The sequence below is a fragment of the Cereibacter ovatus genome (genome assembly GCF_900207575.1).
Lineage (GTDB): Bacteria > Pseudomonadota > Alphaproteobacteria > Rhodobacterales > Rhodobacteraceae > Cereibacter_A > Cereibacter_A ovatus.
Genome location: NZ_OAOQ01000025.1, coordinates 24,134 through 43,052 on the forward strand (window position 1 = coordinate 24,134; position 18,919 = coordinate 43,052).

Genomic DNA, 18,919 nt, shown 5'->3' on the forward strand with positions numbered 1-18,919 from the left:
TCGGCCTGATCCAAGGTGCAGATTTGTGCCCATCGCCGCAGGGGACAGATGCCGCTTAGCTGTGCAACCATTCCGGCGCAGCGAATCCCTGCCGCTTTTTGAAACCGTGAACCCGTGATCCGGGCCGGGCGATGCGCCGCGGTCGAGGCGTTCGGCGCTTCCCGTTCTGATGTCGCCTGGCCCGGGCTTCACACGAGCTGGTTCTCCACCAAGCCGGATCAGAAGTCCGTCTCGACGTAGACCCCGGCGCAGTCGTAGGCGACGGCGGCGGCTGTCGCGCCGGTGTTCATGAACAGCCGTGGGGATAGGAATTGCGTCGTGGCTGGCAGGTCGGCGGTGATCTCCTGCTCGAACACCGCGCCTGAGACCTCGTCGACCACCCGCACCCAGACAGAGCTTCCGTTCGGAGGCGCGGCGATGAACAGCGTCAGCACTCCGCCTGTGGCGATACCGAAACTCGCGCCCAAGTCGGTCAGCGTCGGCGCCCCGGTGCCGTCATTCGCGACCAGCTGCCAACGGGTGTGCGTCCCGCGCTGGAAGCCGATGCCAATGCAGTTGATGGCTGCGGCCAGTGTCAGGGTGGTGGCAAGGGCTGCCGTTGAACCATAGAGGCCGAAGAAGCCCATGCCCGTCGCCTGCAGTGTCGTGAGCGAAATCCTGGTGACGAAGGTCCAGCCGCCCAAGCCCGCCGCGTTGCCGCGCCAGCAGGCCCAGCCTGCGGAGCGCTGGTCGGCGACCGAGTCCACGACGGCCGCCGAGGTCAGACGCCAGCGCCGCATCGAGGCGGCGAGGTTCGTCGCGGCGAGGGTCGGGTGCGAGACGGTGCCGACCGAGGTGATCGGCAGGCCTTCGGTCGTGATCGTGGTGCTGACCGAGGGCGACCAGTTTGCGATCCGGTTCACCCCGAAGTGCGGCTGCAAGGGGAAATCCCGTCCCGAGGGACGCATGACGTCGATCCACGGCGCTCCGGCGCGGTTGCGGGCATAGACCGATGCCTTGCCTGCGGGCGGCGGGGTTGGCGCGGCCGCCAGTCCCGGCAATACCGTCGGCTGCGGCAGTTCCACTTGGCCGCTGGTGCGGTCGATCCGGATCGCGTCGAAGAACGTGGATCCGTCAGGGCTGACCTTGAAGCTGAAATCGTCGTTGCCGAGCAAGCCAATCAGCGCCCGCGCCGAAAACCCGGTCTTGAAGGCGAAAGCTGCATCGTTTCCGGCGGCCGCCTTGTTGACGGTGGCCTCGATGCCTGCGCCTGCGTTGTTGAACAGCAGTGCCGGAGTGTTGACCGAAACCCGGTTGTAACTGTCCGCCGTGGCCCCGCCGAGGCCGAGAAGCTGAGCAGTCAGGTTCGCCTGCGGCATGCCGACCTGCGTGACCGCATTGGCGAAGGTGACCGTGGGCGTGTTCACCACCGTCGTGCCGCCTGCGCCAGCCGTCGCAGAGCCGATGTTCACGACCGTGGTCGATCCGGAGGCGCCGCCGGTGCCGAGGTTCACGGTCTTGGTGACGCCGGTGGTCGTCGCCCCGGTGCCCATTCCGTAGGTCGCGGTCGTCGTGGCCGTGCCGATGCTGGCGGACGCTGCCGAGACGGTGACCGTGCCCGAGGCGGTCAGAGTCCCCGAAAACGTCTTGTTGCCCGTGAAGGTCTGGGTGCCTGCAAGGATTGCCAGTTCAGAGGAGGTGTTGGGCAGGGTGAAACTCCGCGTGGTGCCGGTGCTGATCCCCGCCAGCGAGAATGTCGCCTTCTTCGTTGGGTCCGCATCGTTCACCAGGCTGAACACGGCATCGGAGACGTCGCGCGGCTCGCCCACGACCTCCCAGACGCTGCCGCTCCAGACGAGGAACAGCCCCTCGGCCGCGACCCAGACCATCCAGCCGGTGCGAGGAACGAGGCGGATCCACGCGCCGTCAACCCAGAAGGCCACGTTCAAGTCCCACCCAGCCCAGAGGCCGGTCGCGCCGGAGGCCACCAGATGGCGGTTGCCGTCTGCCGGGCTGGCCGGGGGCGCGGTGCGCGTGCGGTCGAGGACCGAGAGCTGCACCATGGCGTCGAGCAGGCGCAGCGCCTCGTTGTGGCTGACGTGCTTCTGCGCCTGGGCGGCCAGAAGATACGGCAGGCCCAGATGGGTCGTGGTGTCGGACATGGGGATTCCCGTGGATTGGGATCAGAATTGCAGCGTGACCGCGGCGGGCGTGCCGCGGCCGAGGCGGTTCGAGAGCTGGAAGATGCGGATGGCCAGCGTCTGCCCCGGCCCGAGCGGCGCGCCCCAATCAGTGGTCTGCTGGGCGGCGGCGTAGAGGACGGAGGTCGTGCTGCTGGTCAGAGTGCGCTTGATCGCAGCCCCGTCGAGGATCTGGACGTCGTAGCTTTCCAGGTCCTCTGCCAAGGGTACCTCGACCTGCTCCCAGGCATCGGCGACCAGCGCGCGGGACCGTCGTGTCCAGCGGATGGTCAGATCGCCCGTGTTGCGGGCCGTTCGCCACGGCTGTTCGGCATGCACCGGCGCGAAGGGGACAAGCCCCCGGCCGGAGGGGGCGAAGCCCAGCGCGGCATAGCTTGCGTCACTGACGGCCCGTGCCGCAGGGCCGATGCGCCAGTTCCAAGGCAGACCGAGGTCGGCTTCGGCGATGGGCAGCGATGACAGCGCGGTGTCCAGGACCACAACCCGCGCCCCAGCCGGTGCCGGGGTGCCCATCGCGTATTCCGTCCCGCGCTGGCCACGCAGCAGGCGGGTCGGCACGCTGGCCTTCGACTTCTTTCCGGGGCCGACCTCGCGCTTCGATCTGGGCAACGCGCTGGTCGTCGATCTGCTGTCCGGAACGCTGGAGAGCGTGACGGACGTTGCGCTGTTCGGCGGGGTCAATGCGCTGGCGGTCGAGGCGGCAGCAGGGGTGTGGGAGATCATCCAGGCAGGCGCGGCGGAACTCATCGCCCCCGGCCGCTATCGCCTGATCCGCGCCCGACTACCGAAGGTCGTCAGCAACGCGAAGCCATCCGTGGAGGCGCTGCGGAACACGGCGATCTCGCCCGGCCAGGGACTGGCATGGGCCGCGATCAGGGGCCGATGTGCGGGCTGGTCTTCGCTGATCTGCGGCAGGTCAAGCATCACCACTTCCGGCGTCCCGAAGACGACGGGGCTGGCCAGCGAAGCGGGCCGGGGATCGCCGGGCGGCAGATCGTAGGCGGCGCGGTCCTGGCGGACAGCCTCGATCCCGCGCGCCTCGGCATCGGCGACGGAGACGAGGCGGAACTCGACCTCACGGCCATCATGCGCCAGCCGGATGACGTCGGCGGGATCGAGGGCTAGCCGCGAGGGCGGCAGGCGGAAGGTGGCGCTCTCCCGGCCGATCCAGGCTTCCATCAGCGCGCGGCGGCAGCGGCGTTCGGCCTCTTCGGGCGGGATCGCCATCGGGAAACTTTCCGAGGCAATGCGCGTGGTGTCGACCGTGATACGGCGGGCCTCGACAAGCGCTGCGTCATAATCCTCGTCCGCGCGGGCGACCTGCCATTTCAGCGCCTGGGGCAGTTCGGTCTCCTGGCCGCGGGTCAGCTCGAAGGCCTCGCCCTCGCGGCTTGCGACGAGATCGTCGATGGTGAGCGTCGCAACCGAGGCGCGGCCGCGCATGACGAAGCGGATCACGCCCTCCGTTTCGATGGCATCGAACCCGAAGTGGCGGGCCAAGGTGGAAATCGAGGCGCGGGGGCTTTCGAGTGCCCCGATCACATAGCCCTCGACCGCGCCCCAGAGGCCCGAGACGTCGATCAGGCTTTCCGCCAGCCCAGCGCGCAGGCAGAGATGGCGCACGAGGGCCGGCAGCGACACCGCGCCGAGCCGTCCGGTCAGCCAGTGACCGAGCCGCCAGTTCGGGCCGTCTGTCCAGGTGCCGGTCAGCTCCGGAAAGAACGGATAGGGCCGCGCGTCCCAGGTCCAGGCGGCGCATTCGGGGACATGGACCATCCGGCCGCCGTAGACGGATGACGTCGGGTTGTTCGCGCCCTGACCCCACCAGAGGTAGCTGGCCTCGAGGTAGGCGCGTTGGATCGCGTCGTCGCGCCAGCCTCGCGAGAAATGCGGCGTGAAGCTCTCCGACGACTTCGGGTCGAAGAACACGTTGGGCTGGTTGGTGCCCCGGTCGATGGCCGGACAGCCGAGCTCGGTGAACCAGATCGGCTTCGACTCCGGCACCCACGCCGTCGGTGTGCCGCTCTCCACCCCACCCGGGCGATTGTAGTGCGGGTTCGACCACCAGGCGCGCAGGTCCTTGTAGCGGAACACCCACGGCTTGGCCGCCGCGCCATCGGTGATCGGGGTGCGGACCTGCGCGGATCTGTCGGCGGCAGAGGCATAGAACCAGTCGAAGCCTTCGCCGCCCGCGATGTTCCTCTGCAGATAGGTCCGGTCATAGATCGCAGGCCAGCCCTCGGCCGCGTCGGCATGCTCGAACCCGTCCCGCCAGTCGGAGAGCGGCATGTAATTGTCGATCGCGATGAAATCGATGTTGGCATCCGACCAGAGCGGATCGAGGTGGAAGAACACGTCGCCGCTGCCATCGCCCGGCTGATGCCCGAAATACTCTGACCAGTCGGCCGCATAGCCGATCCTAGTGCCGGACCCGAGAATCGACCGCACATCCGCGAGCAGGTCCCGATAGGCCTGCACCGCCGGGTAGGTGCTGGCGCCCGAGCGGATCGTCGTCAGCCCCGGCATCTCAGTGCCGATCAGGAAGGCATCGACCCCGCCCGCCGCCGCGCAGAGATGGGCGTAGTGCAGCACCATGCGGCGCAGGCCCCAGTCACCGGATGGCCCGGTCCAGGAGACCGACTGGCCCGAAACGCTGAAGCTCGCGGGCGTGGCCGCGCCGAACAGCGCCGCGACCTGGCTTGCCGCCGTGGCGGTCTTGTCCACCGTCCCGGCGAACCCCGCAGCCGGGGAACAGGTGATCCGGCCGCGCCAGGGGAACGCAGGCTGGCCGGTCCCGGCGGCGTTGTCGGAATACGGGTTCGGCAGCGTATTGCCCGGCGGCACGTCCATCAGGATGAACGGGTAGAAGGTCACGCGCAGCCCGCGCGCCTTCATCTCCTGGATCGCCTGCACCACGGCGAAGTCGGACGGCGTACCGCCATAGACGGGGCGGTCCTGATCGTCGCGGCTGACGAGGAAGGCGCTGGCGCGGCTGACGCCGTTGACCGACCAGCTGGCGGGCGTGGTCGACTTGGCCGACACCTCGACGCCCGGCCGCACCTTGCAGGATCCCGCGCGCAGGTCGTCGCCGAACCACGCCACGACAAGGCTGACGCTCTCGACCGCCGGCGCCATCGCCTGCAGCCGGTCGAGCGCTTCCACCATGTCCGTGGAGTCAGCCAACGCGTTCAGGTTCTCGGGCACCGTCGCGCCGCCATCGGTCTTGCGGATCGCCTGCGTCGCGTAGGTGAACTCGCCCGAGGCCGGGATCATGGTGACGGCGCGGGTCAGCCCCTCGGCGGTGTCGGGATCGGCGAGCGGGCGGAACACCTCGAAGGACAGCTGCGGCAGGCGGTTGCCGTAGGTCGAGAGCGCCAGTTCCTCGAAGACGACATAGGCCGTGCCGCGATAGGCGGGCGTGTTGGCCGCGCCCATCTTCGCCGCAATGAACGGGTCCGCCGTCTGCGCCTCGTCGCCCGGATACCAGCGCCAGGTGACGCCGGAGAGGTCCATCGGCTTGCCGTCGGCCCAGATGCGGCCGATCCCGGTGATCGGGCCCTCGCAGAGCGCTACGGCGAAACTGGCAAAGTAGAGATACTCGGTCGTCTTGACTTTGCCGCCTCCGCCGCCCTTGCCGCCGCCCTGCGTGGTGGTCTTCGTCTCCTCGCGGAAATCGGTCGCCCAGATGATGTTGCCGCCCATGCGCATCCGGCCATAGAGCCGCGGGATGACCGCGCCCTCGGTGGCCGAGGTGATGCGGAGCGTGTCGAGCCGCGCGCCCTCGATGCGCTGTGTGGGCGCCAGCGACGAGATGATCCAGCTGTCGACCACCGAGCCGATGCTGGAGCCGATGAAGCCGCCGATGGTGGCGGCACTCACGCCGAGGATCGCGCCGCCGATGCTGCTGCCAATGGCGGCACCGGCCGCGCCGAGAACATGAACAGCATGCAACGGAGAGCAGTGCGGCCTCCGCCGATACGGGCCTTGCCCTTCCACGTTCCCGACTGCCGCGTGATAGGTGCGAGGCCTGCGAGGCTCGCAGCTTCCTTCGAACTCATCGCCCCGAGCTCCGGCATCTCGATGATCAGGGCGATGGCGGCGACGGGCCCGACGCCGGGGATCGACGTCAGGATCTCGTAGCGCCTGGCGAGCCCGGGATCGGCTTTGATCCGGGAGCGCAGTTCCCTGTCGATCTGCGCGATCTGGGTGTCGATCTGGCGAAGGCGCGCGCGCAGCTGCGCCAGGACGATCTTGTTGCGCGCCATGCCGATCCGGTTTCGGCAGGCCGTCCGATCCTTGATCAGAGCAACCCGAGCGACATGCAGCTCCTTGATTTCGTGCAGTTCGTCAGTTTTGACCGGGGTCGCCTCGAGGCCGAGCACGGTACCCATCCGTGCAAGCATCTCCGCATCGACGCGGTCGGTCTTCGCTCCCTGTCCGGTAGCCTGCGCGAAGCGTCGCGCCCGTGCGGGGTTCACCTTGACGTTGTGATGGCCGAAAGCCGCAAGCGCGGCCTCCAGATCGCGGTGATAGCGCCCGGTCGCCTCGTAGACGACGCGGAGCGGTGCCGCCCCGAGCCACTTGCGCATGGCCTTCAAGCCGGACGCGTCGTTGCCGAAGCGGGCTCGTTTGCCGTCCGAGATACGGTAGATGTCGAGTGTGGTCTTCGAGATGTCGATCCCGATAGTGTCGGTCATGGTCTTTTCGCCTCCTGGCCTTGTCATTCGGGGCAAGGACGCGAGGTCTTCCCCATGTATCCGTTCAGGACATTCGAAAAGGCGGGGGCGATCACACTACTGACCGGCCCTCTCCGACCATCTCCACAACGATCCGTCCCCCGCCGCTGTCCGGCATATTTGAGGTGCCGGACAGCGGCTCCCGTATCGCACGGGAACCGGGGGAAATCTTAAGACAAGGTCTCCACGTCGTTCACGAGGGTTGCGGTGCACATCCGGCCGACGACGCTGTCGCGCGCCGCCTGCCAGTCGAAGGTGGCCTGCACGCCTTGCGGCCCCGAGATCTCGATGCGCGGACGCGGCAGGTAGACGGCGTGCACGGTGAAGGTGAAGCTTTCGCCGGACGGCAGGAGGTAGGCGAACTCCATCTCGCAGGCCTCGCCGTTGATTGCCTGCGTCACCAGCGTCTGGTCGGCGAAGCGCACCTCGATCCGGCCGGTCAGCGCGGCGATGGACGGGTCCGCGCCGTCGATGCGGCCATCCGAGCGGATGGTCTCGATCCGGTCGAGGTTGTTGGCATAGGTGATCTCGGCCGAGACCACGTTGCCGAGGGCGGACCCATTCCGCGTGATCGCCCCGTTGAAATGCCCGAAGCGCTTCAGCTCCAGCGCGGCGGGCGTTCCGGCGCTGGTCGTGGTGCCGACCGTCTCGCCCTGCGCCACCAGCCGGGCTGTCGCGGTCAGGAGCCCGGATCGCTGCATCTGCCAGGTGATCTGGTCGAGCACGCAGCCCGAGTACATCGCGTAGCGCGGCACCTCGGGCATGCCGGTCTCGATCGACATGCTGGGCAGCGTCCAGGACCCCGACTGGAACTCGTGGCTGTAGGGCGCCTCCGCACCCGTGGTCGTCGGTGTCCCGAAGGCCGCCTTCAGCCAGAACCCGAAAGCCTCGGCGTCGAGCGGCACGACGACGTCGCCATCGGCCGTGACCGCATCCTTGATCGGCGCCAGCGGATCGCGGCCGTAGCCGAGAAGCTCCGAGTTCAGCAGTGGCTGCTCGGCGCCGAGCGAGGTGCTGGCGAAGGGCATGCGGGTGAAGCCGCTGGCGGGCGGCGTTCCATAGGTCGTCTCGAACGCAAGCGCCATCAGCGCCCGCGCCCCCTGGGCTCGTGCCATGGTGTTCTCCTCGGGTTGTCGGGATCAGCCGAGCGGATCGGCCGTGGAATAGTGCAGCACCACCGGGATCACGGCCGCCTTCAGGCTGGCCGCGCCCTCGACCGGCAGATCGACCGGGCGCGGGGCTTCGGCCTCGACCCAGTCGCAGAGCCCGCCCAGCGTCCGGTCGGCGGCAAGCGCTGCGCCGATGCTGGCGGTCAGCGTGTCGAACGCAGCGTCGCGATCGGCGCCCTGAACGACCGCCTCGATCTCGGCGCGGTGCTGGTAGTGGTAGCGCAGGGGCGACAGCGTGACTTCGGGCTCGCCTGGTTCGCCGTCGCGCAGGATCAGCAGGCCTTCGGCCGGGACGCGCTCGGGTAGCACCTCGCCGCGGAGGGCGGTGGCGGGCAGCGCCGAGAGCCGCGCGTGCAGCGCGGTGAGGATGGTTTCGCGAGGGGTGGGCATATCTGTCACGCGACTCCGCGCTTGACGTTTGTTTCGAGGGTGTTTGGATTAATGAAGGCCGCGCGGAACCAAGCGGTGGGAGGAAAGATGCTGCTTGATCCGCATAGACTCGAAGAACAGCTACGAGCGGCAACAGCCATCGATGCTGCCGTCCGCGACGCCTATTTGACCTTTGCCCATGCTCATTTTCCTGGCGGGACCACGGTGCGCCCGGCCGGACATGGTTACATAGAACGAGAACTTCGTTTCGAAGCCAAGGGCGACTGGCTGTATTCAGCTGTCCTGAATCAGAAGTGGGTCCTGTGGTACTTTCGGAAGCCTGCCTTGAATGCAGGGCTTATTGATCCGGGCAAGACCAAAGAGCACTTTCCCGCTTCGGAAGAAACGTCACGCGGGGAAATCAAGCTTCGAGTTCGTAGTTCGCCAGAGGCACTTGCTGTGTTGAAGTGGGTGGGCGCTGAATAATGCGCTCCGTCGAGCGTCCGGTTTATTCCAATGGTTGCGCACTCATCCAAGCCGCCCCTCAACCCAATTCGCCACGATCAGACCCGGCACGCTGTCCAGCGCCCGCTCGGCATCCCGGTCTAGGTTGAGCCGCTTCGGCAGCTTGACCTGCGGCACCAGCAGGAAGATCGGCACCGTCGTGCGCCCGCGGCCAGTCTTCGAGCGTGACGCGACACCGAGCCCACGACTGTTCAGCCGTCCCTCTGCCACCAGCAGGCTGGGCCCGCGGCGACGGTAGACGAAGCGGAGCCGCAGCCCCCGGCGGCGCTCCCATTCGCCGGGGGTGATCCTGCCGCCGCGCAGGCCGCGTCCGGCGGCTGGCGTCGGGATCGCAAGCCAGAACCCGTCCTTGGAGCGGATCAGCGGCCCGGTGTCGTGAGCGCCGACGATGACCGGGGCCTTGGACCACACGAGCGCCGCGGCGTTCAGGCTCTCGCCGGCCTTCGGGAAGGTCTGGCTCCGGATCGAGTTGGCGAGCCGCCGGCCGAGCCCCGCGCCGGTGATCTGGCCGCGCCAGGCGGTCTTCAGCCCGGTGCCCGCCTCGCGCATAGCGGCGGTGACGGCCTTCTCTCCGGCCTTCACCTCTGCCGCCATGGCGGCGACGAGGTCCGGGGTGATGTCGAGCTTCAGCTTCATCGCGATCAGGCCGGACGCAGATCCACTGTCCAGACCAGCCGTTCGCGGTCGCGGACGGGCTCGCCCTGGATGAGGAAGGCCTCGCCGTCGATCTCGATGCGGTCGCCGGGACGCGGGTTGGCCACCTCGGAAAGGCGCAGATCGAGCCGGGTGCTCTCCGACCAGATCCGCGCCTCGCCGAAACTGGTGACGTCGTCGGGGCGCCGCAGGATGGCGCGGACCAGCGAAGGCGCGCCGCCCTCGGCGATGTAGACGATGTCACTCGCGAGATGCGCATCCGCGAAGAGCGCCTCGAGGGCGGATGCGAACGCGCTGGCCATGGCTATACTGCTCCCATGAAACAGGAATCGATTTCAGAACGCCCGACGAGGGTCCGAGCCGTCCAGGCGCTGTCAGAGGCGTTCATGGGCCAGCACCCGGACACGTCCCTCGACCCGAAGGGCTACGTTGCAGATTTTCGCGACACCCTGCTTCCGCAGGTCACGCTGAAGGATTTCGAAGCAGACCTGTCCTCAGGCGACGGCAACGAGCTGCAGACCAAGTTCCGGGCGGCCCATTCTTCATCTGGGCTGGCGGTCAACTGCTTCGCGCCGTTTCGGAGCCGGATCGCCGACCTCGCCATGCCGATGGCTGCCGGTTTCGACGATCTTCGCTTCGAACGGAAATGCCCCACCGGACTCCGCGGCGGCCGTGCACCCAACCTCGATGTCGTGCTTTCGGGCCCCGGCGGCGTGGTCGGGATCGAGTCGAAGCTGACCGAACACCTGTCGCCCCACCGAGCCGAATTCTCACCCGCATACGAGGAGCAGATCAGAGACTCGCGGCGCGACCAGGGATACTTCCGCGAAATGCTGCGCCTCCGGGATCGGCCAGACAAGTACACCTGGCTCGACGCTGCGCAGCTTATCAAGCATGCGTTCGGACTGGCACGCAGCTTCCCCGACCGACCGGTGACGCTGCTTTATCTGTTCTGGGAGCCCGCGAACCCAACCGCCGGTCCCGAGTTTGTGGCCCATCGAGACGAGATCGAGGAGTTCAGGGCGCGCGTGGCAGGATCATCGCCGGCGTTCGAGGCGATGAGCTATCCCGAACTCTGGCGCTTCTGGCAGGATACCGAACCGGCCGACTGGCTGGTCCGGCATCTCAGCGATCTTCACGCCCGATACGGCGTCACGCTCTGACTCAGGTCCGCCGTGCCGAGCGCAACACCTGCGGCCGTGTGCAGATCGGGAGCGGGTTGCTCTCGATCTCCAGCCGCACCCATTCGTCGCGGTCCCGGTCGGGGATCGTCCGGGCATAGAGCGGCTGGCCCAGCGTGTTCACCGTCTCGAAGGTGTCGGCTGGGGCGTAGTAGATCTCGAAGAGCCCCTCGATGCCTTCGGGATAGAAGAACGCCTTGTCGGCCGGGACCGTGAAGCCGACCCCGCCCCGGTAGCGGCGGAAGGTGATGCCGCCGAAGCTCACCTCGTCGGCCACGCGGCCGCGCAGGTCGGCGGCGGCTGCGGTATTGAGGTAAGTCTCCCGTACCTCCTTGTGGGCGACGAGATCGGCGAAGAAGGCCGAGCCGCATTCGGCACGAACCTGAACGGCGCCGGCCGAGAGCCCGCCCATCGAGTCCTCGACGCTCTCGATCAGCGCCTGGCAGCGCTTGCGCAGCGCCCCGGAGGCGGGGGTCGCGTTGTCGAGATCGAAGTCGATCTCGGCCGCCGGTGTGATCCCGAACTCGGTGAAGTAGTTCACCACCGTGGCGTGGTCCTTCGGGTCCTTCACCAGCCCCTGGATGCCGTTCAGCAGGTGGTACTCAAAAGTGGTCTCGGCGTCCTGGCGGAGCTTCCTGAGCCGGTAGGCCACTTCGGTCTGCACCTGTTGGGTTGCGCTTTCCGAGCCAAAGTCGCGGACGGACTGGATCTCGGAGGCCCAGAGCACGTCCTGCTTCTTGAACTGGCGGCAGACGAAGGCGCGCATCTCGCGGCGATCAGGAACCTGCTGCTCGTAGGCCGAGCCGCGCTCGGAGAACGGGATCAGCGACAGCGTGCCGTCCCGGCTCTCGATGACGACCGTGCGGGAGCGCACGCCGCGCGGGCTGAAGAGGGCCGAGCCCGAGAGCAGCGCGGGCTTGAAGGGGATGTTCTCGAGCGCGCGGGTCAGCTCGACGATGGTGAAGGCATCGCCTTCGAAGATGTCCATGGTGGCCATGAGGATGCCTCCTGTCGGGATTGGATCAGCGGACGAGGATGCCCGCGGCGAGGAGCGCCGTGTGGGCGGCCGCGATCTCGCCCTCGCTGGGGGTGCCCGCGAAGAAGAGGTCGTGGCGGTTGACGATGGCGGGTCCGCGAACGACGGCGACGGCGGGCGCATCGCCGGCGCTCGCATCCGCATTGCCCCAGAGCACCGCGACGGCTGTCTCGGTGCCGTCGACGGCGGCGGGATCGTGCGCGGCGTATTTGCCGGACGCGGTGATCTTGCCCAGCACCGTGCCGGGCTCAAGCGTGCCCGAGGCGACGGTGATCGTCTCGCGGGTGTAGTCGCGGAAGGCTTCCCAGACGAGGAAACCGCCGGGGTGCGTGCCTTCGACGAGCGTGGTCATGGTGTCATCCTTTCAGCTTGAAGGTGCGGGCGACGATCTCGCCCCAGGGGCGCGCGGCCGAGGAGCGGCCGGGCTGCGGGTGATGGGGCACGATCTCGGGTTCGGCCTCGGCCTTGGCGGCGAGGAGCGCGGCGCGCACCTCGTCGAGGCTCGCGTTCTCTTCGAGGAAGCGGCCGGCCATCTGCGCCTGGCCGGCAAGGAGGCAGAGATCGATGACGGCGCGGGCGTGGCCGATGGCATCGGCCCGGATCGCGGCGGGATCCGGCGGCGCGCCGCTGGGAGGTGGCGTCTCGGCCGGAGGCTGAGCGGTGTCGGCGGCGGCGGCCTGCTCGTTTTCGACATCAGAAAGCTGATCGCCTTCGGCGGCCTCGTCGGTGTCCTCGTCCGCTTCGATCTCGACGCAGTCGGCCGCGTCGTCGGAGTCCTGATCCGCTTCGACCTGCTCTACCAACACCGGCGGCGCATTGCGGAAGCGCCCAATGTCGAAGTTCGCGGCGATGCGGACGGGCTCGATCAGCCGGTCGGCGAAGCCCTGCGCCACGGCGTCCGACGCGTCGAACCATGTCTCGGCGGCCATGAGCGCGGAGACCTCTTCCGGCGTCCGGCCGGATTTCGCGGCATAGCCGGAGACGAGGCTGCCCTTCACCTTGTCGAGCGCCTCGGCCATGGCGCGCATGTCCTCGGCCGTGCCCATCACGAGGCCGGCCGGGTCGTGGATCATCAGGAAGGCGTTCTCGGGCATGACGATCTCGTCGCCCGCCATGGCGACGTAGGATGCGGCGGAGGCGGCGATGCCGTCGATCCAGACGGTGACCGTGCCCTCGTGGCGCTTCAGCGCGTTGTGGATCGCCACCGCGTCGAAGACCGATCCGCCGGGGCTGTTGAGCCGCAGATCGACAGGCGTGCCCTCAGGCAGCGCGCCCAGTTCTGCCAGAAACCCCTTCGCCGAGACCCCGTAGGCGCCGATCTCGTCATAGATTGCTACTTCCGCACCGGTCCCCCGGGCGCGGATCGCATACCAGCTTGCCATGTCGTCACTCCTGTTCGGTGGCCGGATCGGTCGTCGCCGCTCCGTCGTCCGTGTCGTTGCCGGCGCCGTTGCCGGGCTCGGCCCGCGTTGCCGGCGTCGCGCGGGCGCCCTGCGTCTCGCCGGGGCTCGTGCGGTAGCGAAGGCCGAGACCTGTCGCGCGGGCGGCGTCGGCGGCGTTCTCGCGGTCGATTTCCTCGATGTCGTAGCCGGTGGCCTCGACCACTTTGCGCCGCGACGTGATGCCGGCCTCCATCGCCAGCACCTGTGCCTGGATGTCCTTCAGCGGATCGACCCAGTCCCAGCGCGGCGGGATCCACTGCACCGGTCGCACCTCTGCCGGATCGGCCTCCAGCGCGCCCGACAGGACCGCGGTCTCCAGCCAGCGCCGCCAGACTGCCCGGCAGAGCTGGTGCACGATGACGCCATGCTGCAGCTGGCCGATGCGGCGACGGAACTCGACGAGTTCGGCCCTGAGACTCGAGTAGTTCGCTTGCCGGACATCGCCGGTGACGAGGTGATAGGGCAGCCCAAGCGAGGCCGCGACCGAGAGCAGCGTCCGGTACTGGAACGCCTCGTAGCCGCCGCCGACATCCGCCGGGGACGAGAACTTCACGTCTTCGCCGGGCAGCAGCACCTGCATCGTGCCGGGCTCGAGGCTCGCGATGGCCGCCCCGTCGAGATCCGCCTCCGCCTCTCCCATCATGGGCTCTTCCGGCGCGGTCTTGGTGATGAAGCCCGCGAACATCGCCGCGGTCTTCTTCCGGTCGAGCTCGGCGTCGTCGTACTGGTCGAGCAGGAACAGCCGCACCATGGCCGGCGCGATATGCGGCAGCCCCCGGATCTGGCCCGCGTCGATGGGGCGATAGATGTGCAGCACGTCCGCCGCCGGCACGCGCACCGTCTCCGGGATGGCCGCCCCCTGGTCGGTGCTGTCGCCCGGGTGGCGGCGGCGGAAGTGGTAGGCCACGCGGCGCCCGATGGCATCGAACTCGATCCCGCAGCGGATGCGGTTGCCGTTCGCCGCGGTCTCGGTCTTCTCGAAGGGCAGCATCTCGGACTGGAGAAGCTGCAGCTGCAGCGGGACCAGTAGCCCGTCTTCGACCCGACGCGGGCGCATCCGGACGAAGCATTCGCCGGCCACGAACATCTCCCGCGCGACCATGGCCTGCAGGCCGTAGAAGTCCGTCAGCCCGTCCGCGTCGGCCTCGTCTGTCCAGGCGAGCCAGAGCTGCTGGACCCGGTCGCGGAGATCCGCGTCACCGGGCGACAGCCGGTCCATGATCTCGCGCATGTAGGGCGTGCGCACCGTGCGATACCGCCCGGGTTCGGCCGAGGCGCGACCCGAGAGCATCCGGTGCCGGTCAGCCCATTCCGAGACGGTCAGGTCCGGATCAGGCCGCAGCCCGTTGCCCCAGGCGCGCAGGATCTCGCCTGCGCCGTCGAAGTCCGTCAGCGCGTCATCATCACCGGAAGTCGGGCCGGACCTCGGCGAGTTCGTCGAGGTGGGCGCGTACATGTCTCTCCAGCACCTTCTGCATCGCGGCTGGCTCCACGGTGATCTGCTGGCCCGTCGCATCGCGGCATGAGGCCGAGAGCTCGGCCGCCATCAGCGCCGCCGCGCGTGCAGGCCAGGTCACCCATGCGTCCCGCTCCTCCCGCGCCAGCCGGAACACCAGCGCCAGCGCGCGTGCCCGCTCGATCAACTCCCCCTTCAGCCTCGAGAGCCGGATGCGCCGCTCCTGCGCCTTCAGCACCTCGTTCGCGGTTTTCGCCTGCAGGAAGGTGCCGCCGCCGCCAACCGCTGGGACCGACAGACCCTGTTCGCGGAGCGTATCGCCAACAGCGGTCACGGCCGCCTCGGGGACGGGCTTCAGCTTCGGCGCGGGCGGCTTTCTCGTCTTCGACGGGTCCGTTGTTTCGGCCCGTCTATGCGGAGCGCCGATGCCCGCAGCCGGCAGATCGGCCGCCGCGACGGCGTAAGATGCCGCTTCCAGGTCAGCCGCCAGAGCGTCGAACCACGCCCAGCCAGCCGCACCTTCAGCCGTCGTTCCAACCGTTCGGCCAGATGGTCCGAGCACCGCCGCGCTGGCAACCTGCTCGCCGAAGACGAGTTCCGGGCGGCAGGCGGCAACGAGGCGCAGGAAAGCGGGGGCGAGATGGCGGTCATCGTCCTGTCCCTTGCGTTTCCCGGCCTGGCTGAAGGGCTGGCAGGGCGGCGATCCGGTCCAGACCGGCCGGTCCTCGGCCACGCCAGCGAGGCGCAGTGCGTAGGGCCAACCGCCGATCCCGGCGAAGAAATGACATTGCGCGAAGCCGCGCAGGTCGGACGGCTCCACGTCGAGAATGGATCGTTCGTCCACCTCGCCAGCCGGAAGGTGGCCGGCGGCGATGAGGTCCCGCAGCCAGGCACAGGCCGCGGGGTCGGAATCGTTGTAATAGACGGCCATCAGGCGGCAGCGTCGGTGTCTGTGTCCTCGCCCAGCCGCTCGGCCCTTACGGCTGCGAAGCTCCGGCCATCGCCATCGAGGATCGCCTCGCGCCACGTGTCCGCCTGCCAGCGCTCCACGGCGACATCGACGTAAGCCGGGCTGATCTCCATCGCGAAGACGCGGCGGCCATTGGCCTCGCCCGCCATGATCTGCGAACCCGAGCCCGAGAACGGCTCGTAGCAGAGACCGCCACGCGCCACATGCTGACGCATCGGGATCCCGAACGCGTCCAGCGGTTTTGGCGTCGGGTGGTCGGGGCGCTCGTCCTTGGCGAAACTCGGCATTTCCCATGTCGAGGGCAGCGTCTGCTCGGCCACCTTCGGCGGGCGGTTCGGGCGCCTCCAGCCCATGAAGCAGGGCTCGTGCTTCCAGAGATAATGCGACCGGGTCAGGACGCCGCGATCCTTCACCCAGATGATCTGCTGATGGACGAAGGCCCCGGCCTTTTCCCAGCAGGCTTCCAGCATCGCCTGGCGGCGCGAGGCGTGCCAGCAATACCAGGCGGCATCCTCGGTGATCGCCTCGGCCACGGCGGCGGCGATGAAGCCGTCGTAGAGTTCGGCGCCCTGTGAACTGTCGTCCCAGGTCACGCCGTAGGACTGGCTCCAATCCTTGTTCCGCGTCGGGTGGTTCGAGCCGTCGTAGTCGACGAGGTAAGGCGGGTCGGTCGCGAAGAGCACCGCCCGCTCGCCGTTCATCAGGCGGCGCACATCGGCCGCGCTGGTGCTGTCGCCGCAGAGGAGGCGGTGGTCGCCGAGGATCCAGAGATCGCCGGTCCGCGACGCCGGGTTGCGCGGCGGTTCGGGGATGGTCACCGGCGGCACCGAGCCCCCGGCGCCAGCATCCTCGCCATCGCTCTCCGGCACGAAGGCCAGAAGCTTGTCGAGTTCGCCGTCGGAAAATCCGACCAGAGACAGATCGAAATCCTCGGCCAGCAGTTCGTTCAGTTCCGCCGACAGCAGCGCCTCGTCCCAGCTGCCGAGTTCGGTCAGCTTGTTGTCCGCGATCCGATAGGCCCGCCGCTGCGCCTCGGTCAGATGGCCGAGCACGATCACCGGGGCCTCGGTCAGCCCCAGCTGCGTCGCGGCCAGCACCCGGCCATGGCCCGCGATCAGCTCGCCGTCCTCGCCCACAAGGCAGGGCACGGTCCAGCCGAACTCGGCCATACTGGCGGCGAGCTTCGCGACCTGGTCGGCACCGTGCAGCTTCGCGTTCTTCGCGTAGGGCTGCAGGCGCGCAAGCGGCCACTGCTCGATCCGCTCGGGGGCGAAGGCGAGAGTCATGAGAAGTCCTGTCGATGATGAATGGGCAGCAATCAGCAGCGCTGCGCGGTGGATTCCGGCATGGCGGAGTCCACCGGCCCCGGCTGGATTCCGGAGTCCAGGGTATCCACCCCGGAGTCCACCAGCCAAGGCGCTGTTATTGCGTTGTTATTTCAGATTGCGTGGTGGCTTCCGGCCGGGGTGGCTTCCCAAAAATCCGGCCCTGTCGCTGGCGATATGCCGCGCTTCGCCCGCCAGCATACGAATATCGCCAGGAAGGAACCAAGATATCAAAGGCTTGGCAGTTTGGACCCCGACTGGTCCCCTCGCTGGACCCCGGAAGCCAGCGGCGCGGCCAGTGCCTGCGCGCTCCTCTCCCGAGTATATTGAATCTGTAGCGTCCTGGACGCGATCTGTCTTGGCATCCGGTGTCTCGCAGAAAATCGTCTCACGCACGGCATCCCTATTGACAACGTCACTACATATCAGCGCCCGAACCAGTCCCCGCACAACATCTCGTTTACGGAGGGTGTCCGATCTGATATGTTGCCACTATGTTCTGATGTGCGCGATCAGCGGCAAGTCAATGGATGACGCGCGGCATCCGCCTCCCTTAGACGGCAAGGAAATCACTATGAAACCGCGCACTATCAATCGATATCACCCGAGCAGGCGACCCGAACGTTCGGAGGCTCCTCGCTGTCCATTCGCTCCCCTGGCGCGGTATGAACCGCCGCCTCATAGTGCAGTTTGATCCTGACGAGCCCAGCATGTCTGCGCCCACCTTCGCGGAACCTGACCAGGGTCCGCTAGCGGGCGGCCGGAAGGTGAATGCTAGGCATGATCTAACCCTCGGTCTCTGGCGTCGCGACTGCGAAATTTCGCGAGGGTTTCCGAGATGGTGATTGCGCTTCGCAGATCTCCAGGCGCGTGGGTGCGGACGTAGTCAGCGCCATTGCCGATCGCGTGAAGTTCCGCCGCAAGGCTCGCTGGACCCAGATCCTTTACAGGAAGGCCAACGGTGGCGCCCAAGAAGGATTTCCGCGACACCGAGACCAATAGCGGAAGCCCCAACGCCGACTTCAGCTTTTGAAGGTTCGACAGCACGTGCAGCGATGTTTCCGGTGCGGGGCTCAAGAAAAATCCCATCCCCGGATCGAGGATGAGCCGGTCGGCAGCGACCCCGCTCCGTCGCAAGGCGGAAACCCGCGCCTCGAAGAACCGCACAATCTCGTCGAGCGCGTCTTCGGGTCGAAGGTGACCGGTGCGGGTGGCGATGCCATCCCGCTGCGCTGAGTGCATAACCACCAGCCTGCAGTCCGCCTCAGCAATATCGGGATAGAGCGCAGGGTCAGGAAATCCTTGGATATCGTTCAGGTAGCCCACGCCGCGCTTGAGCGCATAGCGCTGGGTTTCCGGTTGGAAGCTGTCGATTGAAACACGGTGCATCTGATCGGACAGGGCGTCTAAGAGCGGCGCAATACGTCTGATCTCATCGGCCGGCGATACAGGCCTCGCGTCCGGATGGCTGGCGGCCGGTCCGACATCCACGACGTCTGCTCCGACTCGCAGCATTTCGATCGCCGCGGTGACAGCGCCGGCGGGGTCTAGCCGCCGGCTCTCATCGAAGAAGGAGTCCTCGGTGAGATTCAGAATGCCGAACACCGTCACCATGGCGTCGGCCTCCGCAGCGACTTCCACGATGGGGATCGGGCGAGCAAAAAGGCAGCAATGACGCCGTGGCACATTGGCGACTTCCACGTGGAAGTTTCACCGAGCTGACTCGGCGGGCCCAGGCGAACGGCCATTTACGCTACGCTCCCTAGTGGTGCTCCACTTAGCATACATTCCCCAAGTGGCATGCCGTCTGACGTGAGTTTCGCCTGAATCCGACCGCAGGACAATCATTTTCCGTCCCGAGCGGCGTCGTCGGGCG

The 18,919-nt window shown here is 67.7% G+C and carries 16 protein-coding genes and 3 pseudogenes; 4 read left to right on the forward strand and 15 right to left on the reverse strand.

The window, feature by feature from the left end:
• Positions 1 to 218: 218 nt before the first annotated feature.
• Together CRO07_RS16755 and CRO07_RS19550 are read right to left on the reverse strand one after the other, a co-directional pair.
• Positions 219 to 2,141 carry a DUF2793 domain-containing protein gene (locus CRO07_RS16755; RefSeq protein ID WP_097031795.1) on the reverse strand — a complete coding sequence of 641 codons (1,923 nt, stop codon included), beginning with the start codon at positions 2,139 to 2,141 and terminating at the stop codon, positions 219 to 221.
• Between the two features lie 21 nt (positions 2,142 to 2,162).
• Positions 2,163 to 2,732, reverse strand: a pseudogene (locus tag CRO07_RS19550) (baseplate multidomain protein megatron); the annotation flags it as partial.
• Here CRO07_RS19550 and CRO07_RS19590 point away from each other — a divergent pair.
• Positions 2,626 to 2,892 (forward strand): annotated as a pseudogene (locus tag CRO07_RS19590) (GTA baseplate fiber-binding domain-containing protein); the annotation flags it as partial. The pseudogenes CRO07_RS19550 and CRO07_RS19590 overlap by 107 nt on opposite strands.
• Before the next feature lie 55 nt (positions 2,893 to 2,947).
• On the opposite strand, the pseudogene CRO07_RS16760 reads toward CRO07_RS19590, so the two are convergent.
• The 4 genes and pseudogenes from CRO07_RS16760 to CRO07_RS16775 form a co-directional block, all read right to left on the reverse strand.
• Positions 2,948 to 6,131, reverse strand: a pseudogene (locus CRO07_RS16760) (baseplate multidomain protein megatron); the annotation flags it as partial.
• Positions 6,056 to 6,877: an IS110 family transposase gene (locus CRO07_RS16765; protein ID WP_176504616.1), complete on the reverse strand. Its 822-nt coding sequence runs from the start codon at positions 6,875 to 6,877 to the stop codon at positions 6,056 to 6,058. The pseudogene CRO07_RS16760 and the gene CRO07_RS16765, both read right to left, overlap by 76 nt.
• A gap of 209 nt (positions 6,878 to 7,086) precedes the next feature.
• Complete coding sequence (locus tag CRO07_RS16770) at positions 7,087 to 8,031, reverse strand: phage tail tube protein (protein ID WP_097031797.1); 945 nt, start codon at positions 8,029 to 8,031, stop codon at positions 7,087 to 7,089.
• A gap of 24 nt (positions 8,032 to 8,055) precedes the next feature.
• Positions 8,056 to 8,475: an acyl-CoA transferase gene (locus tag CRO07_RS16775; RefSeq protein ID WP_097031798.1), complete on the reverse strand. Its 420-nt coding sequence runs from the start codon at positions 8,473 to 8,475 to the stop codon at positions 8,056 to 8,058.
• Between the two features lie 87 nt (positions 8,476 to 8,562).
• Between CRO07_RS16775 and CRO07_RS18515 the strand changes: the two genes are divergently transcribed.
• Positions 8,563 to 8,940, forward strand: coding sequence for a hypothetical protein (locus tag CRO07_RS18515; protein ID WP_141400098.1), 378 nt, complete (start codon positions 8,563 to 8,565; stop codon positions 8,938 to 8,940).
• 42 nt (positions 8,941 to 8,982) lie between these two features.
• Here the strand turns inward: CRO07_RS18515 and CRO07_RS16780 are convergent, their stop codons facing one another.
• A complete protein-coding gene (locus CRO07_RS16780; protein ID WP_097031799.1) occupies positions 8,983 to 9,615 on the reverse strand; it encodes a DUF6441 family protein in 633 nt (210 codons plus the stop codon).
• A gap of 5 nt (positions 9,616 to 9,620) precedes the next feature.
• A complete protein-coding gene (locus CRO07_RS16785; protein ID WP_097031800.1) occupies positions 9,621 to 9,935 on the reverse strand; it encodes a head-tail joining protein in 315 nt (104 codons plus the stop codon).
• 15 nt (positions 9,936 to 9,950) lie between these two features.
• Here CRO07_RS16785 and CRO07_RS16790 point away from each other — a divergent pair, with 15 nt between their 5' ends.
• Positions 9,951 to 10,796: a PGN_0703 family putative restriction endonuclease gene (locus tag CRO07_RS16790; RefSeq protein WP_097031801.1), complete on the forward strand. Its 846-nt coding sequence runs from the start codon at positions 9,951 to 9,953 to the stop codon at positions 10,794 to 10,796.
• 1 nt (position 10,797) lies between these two features.
• Here CRO07_RS16790 and CRO07_RS16795 read toward each other — a convergent pair whose 3' ends face one another.
• From CRO07_RS16795 to CRO07_RS16820, 6 genes are read right to left on the reverse strand one after another with little or no spacing between them, the layout of a single operon-like run.
• Positions 10,798 to 11,811 (reverse strand): major capsid protein, encoded by a 1,014-nt coding sequence (locus CRO07_RS16795; RefSeq protein WP_097031802.1) that lies wholly within the window; start codon positions 11,809 to 11,811, stop codon positions 10,798 to 10,800.
• Between the two features lie 25 nt (positions 11,812 to 11,836).
• Positions 11,837 to 12,202 (reverse strand): head decoration protein, encoded by a 366-nt coding sequence (locus tag CRO07_RS16800; protein WP_097031803.1) that lies wholly within the window; start codon positions 12,200 to 12,202, stop codon positions 11,837 to 11,839.
• Positions 12,203 to 12,206: 4 nt separating this feature from the next.
• The gene (locus CRO07_RS16805) at positions 12,207 to 13,232 is read right to left on the reverse strand and encodes a head maturation protease, ClpP-related (RefSeq protein WP_097031804.1); all 1,026 of its coding nucleotides are present in this window, start codon (positions 13,230 to 13,232) and stop codon (positions 12,207 to 12,209) included.
• A gap of 4 nt (positions 13,233 to 13,236) precedes the next feature.
• Positions 13,237 to 14,748 carry a phage portal protein gene (locus CRO07_RS16810; RefSeq protein WP_407919645.1) on the reverse strand — a complete coding sequence of 504 codons (1,512 nt, stop codon included), beginning with the start codon at positions 14,746 to 14,748 and terminating at the stop codon, positions 13,237 to 13,239.
• The gene (locus CRO07_RS16815; protein WP_176504617.1) at positions 14,696 to 15,679 is read right to left on the reverse strand and encodes a DNA cytosine methyltransferase; all 984 of its coding nucleotides are present in this window, start codon (positions 15,677 to 15,679) and stop codon (positions 14,696 to 14,698) included. The genes CRO07_RS16810 and CRO07_RS16815 overlap by 53 nt, the downstream gene beginning before the upstream one ends.
• Positions 15,679 to 17,004 carry a site-specific DNA-methyltransferase gene (locus tag CRO07_RS16820; RefSeq protein ID WP_068767875.1) on the reverse strand — a complete coding sequence of 442 codons (1,326 nt, stop codon included), beginning with the start codon at positions 17,002 to 17,004 and terminating at the stop codon, positions 15,679 to 15,681. Before CRO07_RS16820 ends, CRO07_RS16815 begins: the two co-directional genes overlap by 1 nt.
• 21 nt (positions 17,005 to 17,025) lie before the next feature.
• On the opposite strand from CRO07_RS16820, the gene CRO07_RS18520 reads away from it, so the two are divergent.
• Complete coding sequence (locus tag CRO07_RS18520; protein ID WP_141400099.1) at positions 17,026 to 17,373, forward strand: hypothetical protein; 348 nt, start codon at positions 17,026 to 17,028, stop codon at positions 17,371 to 17,373.
• A 444-nt stretch (positions 17,374 to 17,817) separates the two neighbouring features.
• Here CRO07_RS18520 and sul1 read toward each other — a convergent pair whose 3' ends face one another.
• Complete coding sequence (sul1, locus tag CRO07_RS16830) at positions 17,818 to 18,657, reverse strand: sulfonamide-resistant dihydropteroate synthase Sul1 (protein ID WP_032072921.1); 840 nt, start codon at positions 18,655 to 18,657, stop codon at positions 17,818 to 17,820.
• Positions 18,658 to 18,919 lie beyond the last annotated feature (262 nt).